6 protein-coding genes are annotated in these 7,663 nt (G+C 57.5%); all 6 read right to left on the reverse strand.

Annotated elements, in window-relative coordinates:
- The coding region (locus NP596_RS18445) for a transglutaminase family protein (RefSeq protein WP_256616869.1) at nt 1-3,000 on the reverse strand (3,000 nt) is incomplete at its 3' end.
- 69 nt (nt 3,001-3,069) lie between these two features.
- Entirely contained in the window at nt 3,070-3,840 is a 771-nt protein-coding gene (locus NP596_RS18450) for a proteasome-type protease (RefSeq protein WP_256616871.1), read from the reverse strand.
- A 26-nt stretch (nt 3,841-3,866) separates the two neighbouring features.
- Complete coding sequence (locus tag NP596_RS18455) at nt 3,867-4,859, reverse strand: alpha-E domain-containing protein (RefSeq protein ID WP_256616872.1); 993 nt, start codon at nt 4,857-4,859, stop codon at nt 3,867-3,869.
- Nucleotides 4,860-4,862: 3 nt separating this feature from the next.
- On the reverse strand, nt 4,863-6,290 hold the full coding sequence (locus tag NP596_RS18460; protein ID WP_256616873.1) for a circularly permuted type 2 ATP-grasp protein: 1,428 nt from the start codon (nt 6,288-6,290) through the stop codon (nt 4,863-4,865).
- A gap of 175 nt (nt 6,291-6,465) precedes the next feature.
- On the reverse strand, nt 6,466-7,221 hold the full coding sequence (locus NP596_RS18465) for a proteasome-type protease (RefSeq protein ID WP_256616874.1): 756 nt from the start codon (nt 7,219-7,221) through the stop codon (nt 6,466-6,468).
- Between the two features lie 128 nt (nt 7,222-7,349).
- Nucleotides 7,350-7,607 (reverse strand): hypothetical protein, encoded by a 258-nt coding sequence (locus NP596_RS18470; protein WP_256616875.1) that lies wholly within the window; start codon nt 7,605-7,607, stop codon nt 7,350-7,352.
- Nucleotides 7,608-7,663 lie beyond the last annotated feature (56 nt).

Genomic DNA, 7,663 nt, shown 5'->3' on the forward strand with positions numbered 1-7,663 from the left:
CGCCCAGGCCTTGAAGCGCACCGCCGCCACGAATTCGCCGGGCACGCCGGTCGGATGCAACGGCACCAGTCGGCCGTTGCAGGCTACTTGATGGCGATTGCCTATCATGCCGCTGACTTTGATTTGCAGGCGTTCCACGGAAGAATCCACATAGCGGGCGGTGCCGCCGGCGCTGACTTCTTCGCCCAACACGTGCCAGGGTTCGATGGCCTGGCGCAGCTCCATTTGCACGCCTTCGTAGACCACGCTGCCGTAATGCGGAAAGCGGAATTCGATAAACGGCGCAAACCAGGCATCGTCGAAGGCATAGCCGGCGCTGCGCAGATCGCGGCAAATATCGCGCATGTCCTGTTCTATGAAATGCGGCAACATGAACCTGTCGTGCAGAGCGGTATCCCAATACACCAGCTTGCCTCGGTGCGGATTTTTCCAGAACCGCGCCACCAGGGCCCGCAACAACAGCGACTGCAACAAGCTCATCCGGTAATGCGGCGGCATTTCGAAGGCCCGCAATTCCACCAAACCCAAGCGGCCGGTGGCGCTGTCCGGCGAATACAGTTTGTCGATACAGAATTCGGCCCGGTGGGTATTGCCGGTCAAATCGATCAGCAAATTGCGCAACAGGCGGTCCACCAGCCAGGGCTGGGCGCTTTCCTCGCCTTCATGCAGCTTGGCTTCCATTTGCTGGAAGGCGATTTCCAATTCGTATAGATTGTCGTCGCGAGCCTCGTCGACGCGCGGCGCCTGACTGGTCGGACCGATGAACTGGCCGGAAAACAGATACGACAAGGCCGGATGCTGCTGCCAATAGCCGATCAAACTTTTCAATAAATCGGGCCGGCGCAGAAAAGGACTCTCGGCGGCCGTGGCGCCGCCCAAGGTGATATGGTTGCCGCCGCCGGTACCGGTATGGCGGCCGTCCAGCATGAATTTTTCCGTCGCCAACCGGGTCAGGCGGGCTTCTTCATACAGCGCCCGCGTGCGGCTTTCCAGAGTATCCCAGCTATCCGACGGATGAATATTCACTTCGATGACGCCGGGGTCCGGGGTAACCGATAAAGACAGCAAACGCGGATCGCGCGGCGGCGGGTAACCTTCCAGACGCAACGGTTGTTTTAACTTATCCGCGCAATCTTCGACGGCGGCCAACAGTTCCAACCAAGCTTCCAGGGTGGTGACCGGCGGCATGAAGGCATATAGCAAGCCGTCCCGCACTTCCAGCGCTAGCGCCGTGTGTATCACTTCCTTGGGCGCCGGTGCTTGCTTGACCGGCTCGGGTATTTTGGCCGGTTTGGCGCGCGGATAATCGGCTAATTGTTCGCGGGCGGCGAACGGGTCGGCCGGCAACTCCACTTCAAAATCGGCCGGCGCCACCCAGGGCAGGCTGTTCAACGGTAAACGCAAGCCCATCGGCGAATCGCCGGGCAGCAAATACAGGCGCTCGTGCTTCAACGGCCACAAACTGGACTGCCAGACAATCTCCTGGCCGTCATTGGCCTTTAACGGCAACACATAGCCTTTCACGGCCGACAGTCCGGCCCGCAACTGTTTGATCAGCGCGCTGCGCACTTCCGCTTGCTTCAAATCGGCGGCATGCGGGTCGATGTTGGCCGGCAGGCGGCTTTCTTCGTCCAGCGCCAGCCAGGGATCTTCATACGCCGGGATCAGATATTCGGGATTAATACTCAAGCGCAAGGCCAGTTCTTCGGCAAATCGTTGCAAGGCAGCGGCATCGATATCGGCAGCCTGCTCGGCGATCAAATTCTGCTGTTGCCAAACCGGCACGCCGTCGGCGCGCCAGTAGACGCTTAAGGCCCAGCGCGGCAAAGGCTCGCCCGGGTACCATTTACCTTGCCCGAAATGCAGCACACCGCCGGGCGCGAAACGCGCCTGTATCCGGCGCAATAAATTGTTGGCCAGCAGCCATTTTTCCGGGCCCAGCGCGGCGATATTCCACTCCGCGCCGTCCATGTTGTCCACCGAGACGAAAGTCGGCTCGCCGCCTTGGGTCAAGCGCACGTCGCCGGCCTGCAATTCCCGGTCTATGCTTTGCCCCAAATCCCGAATCAAGACCCACTGCTCTTCGGTATAAGGTTTGGTGACGCGCGGATCTTCATGGATCCGTGTCACCACCATTGCCACGTTCAACTGGGCTTCGCAAATACTGGTCAAACCGCTGACCGGCGCGGCGGAAGCGGGCGACGCGCTGACCGCCAACGGAATGTGTCCCTCTCCCGCCAACAGACCGGAGGTGGCGTCCAAACCCACCCAACCGGCGCCGGGAATATAGGCTTCGCACCAGGCATGCAAATCGGTGAAATCGGCCGTAGGGCCGGCCGGGCCGTCCAGCGGTTTCTCGTCCGCCACCAGCTGAATCAGATAACCCGATACGAAACGCGCCGCAATACCCAAATGCCGCAGCATTTGCACCAGCAACCAGGCGCTATCGCGGCAGGAGCCGGATTTTTTGCCTAAAGTCTCCTCGCAGCTCTGCACGCCGGCTTCCATCCGGATCAGATAGGAAATTTCGTTGTGCAATCTTTGGTTCAGACTGACCAAAAAGTTGGTAGTGGTGATTCCGGGCGGAACGTCGCGTTTAAAAGCATCCATCCAAGCTTTCAGTAACGGGCCTTGCGGTTCGGTTTCCAGAAACGGCGCCAGCTCGACTTGTAAAATCGGCGGATAGTTGAACGGATAATGTTCGGCCCATTCTTCGACAAAAAAATCGAACGGATTGATCACGGTCATATCGGCCAGCAGATCCACCGTGATGTCGATTTCACGGGTGGGTTCCGGAAAGGTAATCCGGGCCACGAAGTTGCCGTAGGCATCCTGCTGCCAATGTATGAAATGTTTTTCCGGCTTGACTTTCAGTGAATAGCCGGACACCGGCGTACGGCTATGCGCCGCCGGCCGCAGGCGAATCTCGTGCGGAGAAGCGACCACCGGCCGATCGAAAACATAATGCGATTTGTGATGCAGTGCAACGCGAATGGTCATGGTTTTGCCGTGTTTAATTGGATTCGTGCCGGCTTGGCGGCACCCGCTTTTAAAATCGTCAGCCGCTATTCATGAATAGTCCGGCGGAAACCGGCTGTTCAAATCGACATCCGTCAACCACTCCGGGTTGGGCAGCGATGCGAATACGCCTTTTAAACCGTCGCTCCAGCGCCGGCTGATCTGGGAAAAATAGGGGTCGTCCTGGGTGATGTGCTGTTCGAAGTCCAGCCGCAGGCCCGCCTGGCTGTAACAGGCGATATCGATCGGCAAACCCACCGACAAATTACTGCGCATGGTGGAATCGAACGACACCAGCACGCATTTAACCGCCTCGCTGAGCGGGGTTTGCGGGGTGATGACCCGGTCGATAATCGGCTTGCCGTATTTGGTTTCGCCGATCTGAAAATAAGGGGTTTCTTCGCCGGCTTCGATAAAGTTGCCTTCGGCATACACCATAAACAGCCGCATCCGTTCGGTCTGGATCTGGCCGCCGATAATGAAATTGGCGCTGGCGTCCACGTTATTCTGCGCCAGAAACACGCCATCCTGTTTGCGCACTTCCCGCAGACACTCGCCGAGCAATTGCGCGACATCGAACATGGAATCCACTGTCCAAATGTTGCGCGCCTCCGCATGCCTGCCCTTTTGCTCCAGCAGATTGATGGCGTTCTGGGTTATCGACAAGTTACCGGAGCTCAAGATCACAATCACGCGCTCGCCTTCTTTAACGAAGCTGCGCATTTTTTTAAAGCAGGCAATCTGATCGATACCGGCGTTGGTACGCGAATCGGAGGCAAACACCAAGCCGGCATTCAGTTTTAACGCAACACAATAAGTCATGGCGGTTTAGGAAATTTCAAGGCGGTTTATTGCATTTGCAGGGCCGTGCGGCGCACCGCGGCGGCAGGCTCGAAGTGATTGCGCCGCGACATATAGGCATCGCGAATCTCGCGCCCCAGCAAGGCGGTATGGGCCAGAAACTCGGTCAGATATTCGTGCAAGCCTTGGGAAAAAACGTCTTCGATCAAACCGAAATGAATGGCGGCGTGCTGCTCGCCGGCCAGCCGCCGGGCTTCGCGGCCGGAACTGCCGTTGATGTCGATCAAGGCCGCCTCGACTTCGTTCATGCAGGCATGCAGGGAGCGCGGCATGTCGTCGCGCAAAATCAATAATTCCGCCACCCTCAGAGGCGAAATCACATCGCGGTAAATTTTCCGGTAGGCTTCAAAGGCACTCACCGAACGCAGCACCGAACCCCACTGGTAATAATCCGCCGCGCCGCCGACATCGTTTACGCTGGGCAACAGAATGTGGTATTTCACATCCAGGATGCGGGCGGTATTGTCGGCCCGCTCCAAAAAGGTCCCCAGCTTGATGAAACTCAGCGCCACATCCTTGAGGATGGTGCCCAGGGTAACGCCGCGAAACATGTGCGACCTGTCCTTGACCCATTCGAAAAAATCGGGAAACTTCTCGTTATCCATGTTCCAGGTCATGCGGTTGAGTTCCAGCCAAGTGGAGTTGATGACTTCCCACATTTCCGAGGTGATGGCGCCCCGCACCGCGCGGGCATTTTCCCGCGCCAGCTTCAGGCAGCTGTAGATACTGCTCGGATTGTCCGGATCCAGCGCCATGTAGTGCGTCACGGAATCCGCCCGCGCCAAGCCGTATTTGACTTCATAACTGGCCGCGCAACCGGTGATATTCAGCGGCGCATACCAGAGATAGGCCTCGGCCCCTTCGATATCCAACGGCAATAACGCAGAACGGTGGGCCACATCCAATACCCGCGCGGTGTTCTCGGCGCGTTCGATATGCCGCGCCATCCAGAATAAGTTGTCTGCTGTTCTTGCCAACATGATTTAGTCCTCCAATACCCAGGTATCTTTAGTCCCGCCGCCTTGCGAGGAATTGACCACCAGCGACCCTTCGCGCAATGCGACCCTGGTCAAACCGCCCGGCACCAAGCGTATCTCTTTCCCGGACAACACAAAGGGCCGCAGATCGACATGCCGGGGCGCCACGCCCGCTTCCACCATGGTCGGACAGGTCGATAGCGCCAAAGTCGGCTGGGCGATAAAATTATCCGGTTCGGCCAATATGCGCTGCTTGTAGGTTTCGATCTCTTCTTTCGAACTGGTGGGCCCCACCAACATGCCGTAGCCTCCGGACCCTTGCACTTCCTTGACCACCAATTCCGGCAAATGCGCCAGCACGTATTTCAAATCGTCGCTTTCGCTCAGGCGCCAAGTCGGCACATTGGACAGCAACGGCGCCTCGCCCAAATAAAACCGGATCATTTCCGGCACATACAGATAGGTGGATTTATCGTCCGCCACCCCGGTACCCACGCCGTTGGCCAGCGACACGTTGCCGCTGCAATACGCCTCCAGCAGCCCCGGCACGCCCAAGGCGGAATCCGGCCGGAACGCCAGCGGATCAAGGAAATCGTCGTCCACCCGCCGGTAAATCACATGCACCTGCTGCGGGCCTTCGGTGGTGTACATGTAAACTTTTTGCTTGTGAACGAATAAATCCTGCCCTTCGACCAGTTCGACGCCCATCTGGCTGGCCAGGAAAGCGTGTTCGAAATAAGCGCTGTTGTAAGAGCCCGGCGTCATCACCACGATGGTCGGGTTGGACACATTAACCGGCGCCGCCTCGCGCAGGGTGTCCAGCAACATTTGCGGGTAATGCTCTACCGGCTCGACCAAGTGGTTGGCGAACAACTCCGGAAACAGCCGCATCATGGTGTTGCGGTTTTCCAGCATGTAGGACACCCCGGAGGGCGTGCGCAGGTTGTCCTCCAGCACGTAAAAATCGTTTTCCGCCACCCGCACCAAGTCGATGCCGGCAATATGCGCATACACTTGATTCGGCAGGTCTATGCCCTGCATGGCCTTGCAATACAACTCGTTATCCAGCACCTGCCGGGCGCTGATAATGCCGGCCTTGATGATTTCCTGGCCGTGATAAATATCGTGCAAAAAGGCGTTTAAGGCCCTCACTCGCTGTTTAATCCCCAATTGCAAGCGCTGCCACTCTTTCGAGCCGAAGATGCGCGGCACAATATCGAACGGAATCAGCCGCTCGGCACCGGCCGTTTCGCCGTACACCGCAAAGGTGATACCCAAGCGGCGGAACAGCAATTCCGCTTCGGCGCTTTTGCGCTCCAGCGTGCCTTCCGGCAGTTGCGACATCCAGTGGGTATAGGTTTGATAAATATCGCGCACCCGGCCATCGTCGGTACGCATTTCGTCAAAGTATTTTAGGGTGGTTTTTGTATTCATACCTTCCTTAAAGCAAGAGGTATGCCACGGGCATATAGTGGCGCTTAAAGCCTGAAGCCGGGCTCGTCCGCCGCAGTATTGCACCAATCGGGATTTTTCGTTAGTGCATTCGCACCAACTCGGGGATTTTAAGATAAAACCAAGCCGGAGCGGCGGGCATTTTACCCGCCCTTACTCAATGTTCCGCGACGGGAAACGTCGTGGCTGCTTGCTTGTTTAACTGCGGCAAGGCGGCAAAGCCTTCGCTGAGTTTTTCCTGCCAGATGCGCCGCAATTGGATCAGATAATCGTCGGCTTCTTGAAAGCGGTAATATTCGTCCAACATCAGGCTGTCCTTGTGGTAAATCAGGATATCGACCGGCGGGCCGACGCTGACGTTGCTGCGCATGGTGGAATCCATGGAAATCAGACAACACAGCGCGGCCTCTTCCAGCGGGGTGTCGATTCTTAAAATACGGTCCAACACCGGTTTGCCGTATTTGTTTTCGCCAATCTGCAAGTACGGTGTCTGCTCCGAGGTGGTGATATAGTTGCCTTCCGGATACACCAGATAAGCGCCGTGCGGCTCTGCGCCGATTTGGCCGGCCAACAGAAAGGTCGCGGCCGGAAAAAACCCGTTCTGGCCGGAATTAACATGCCGACGCTGCTTGTCCAGACTGACATGGCCCAGATATTCCGCGGCCTCGGACAAATAGTGCACGGTGTTGAGATTGGTTTCCGCGCCGTCCTTGATGTCGCGCCGCAACTGGTCGAGCACGGCTTGGGTGGTGGCCAGATTCCCCGCGCTCAACAGCACGATTTTCCGGTCGTCGCGGGTCGCAATCACATGCATTTTGCAATGCACGCTTACATTATCGATACCCGCGTTGGTCCTGGAATCCGAGGTAAGTACCAAGCCTTCCTTGACCGATACCGCAATACAATATGTCATGGCCAATCACTTTTAAACAACATTACGGCCGGCCAGTTTACTAAAGTTACCCGGCAAAAACCAACCGCGATCTTTACCGCATGGGCGGAGCGCCCGACAATAACAGCGCATCGTTCGCAACGCTTTCATCAGCCGCGCAGCCGTTTTTCCAATTCGGCCCGTACCATGCCGTCGTAATGGCGGCGCAACACCGAATCCGTGGGCCTTGGCGATAAGCCCGCGCTGATTTCCGCTTGCAGTTGGCAGAGAAAATGCCGCTTCAAGACCGAATCCTGCGGCAGCCGAACATTAGCCGCCTTAGTCGCGGGTTCCGCTGCCGCGGCGGGCGAGCCGGCCGTGCTCGTCTCTTTTTTGACGGCTTGTTCGATGATACTGGCTTTACGCATATCGTTTTTTTCTTCGCCGGCCGCCGGCTTCGGCGCCGCCTCGGCCGCAGTCGGCG

The sequence above is a fragment of the Methylomonas rivi genome, assembly GCF_024505165.1.
In the GTDB taxonomy this organism is placed as follows: domain Bacteria; phylum Pseudomonadota; class Gammaproteobacteria; order Methylococcales; family Methylomonadaceae; genus Methylomonas; species Methylomonas rivi.

What these genes read in the sequence shown, in the direction of transcription:
- NP596_RS18465 (WP_256616874.1), bottom strand. Translation starts at nt 7,221, where the DNA reads ATGACATATTGTATTGCGGTATCGGTCAAGGAAGGCTTGGTACTTACC.
- NP596_RS18460 (WP_256616873.1), bottom strand. Translation starts at nt 6,290, where the DNA reads ATGAATACAAAAACCACCCTAAAATACTTTGACGAAATGCGTACCGAC.
- NP596_RS18470 (WP_256616875.1), bottom strand. Translation starts at nt 7,607, where the DNA reads ATGCGTAAAGCCAGTATCATCGAACAAGCCGTCAAAAAAGAGACGAGC.
- NP596_RS18450 (WP_256616871.1), bottom strand. Translation starts at nt 3,840, where the DNA reads ATGACTTATTGTGTTGCGTTAAAACTGAATGCCGGCTTGGTGTTTGCC.
- NP596_RS18455 (WP_256616872.1), bottom strand. Translation starts at nt 4,859, where the DNA reads ATGTTGGCAAGAACAGCAGACAACTTATTCTGGATGGCGCGGCATATC.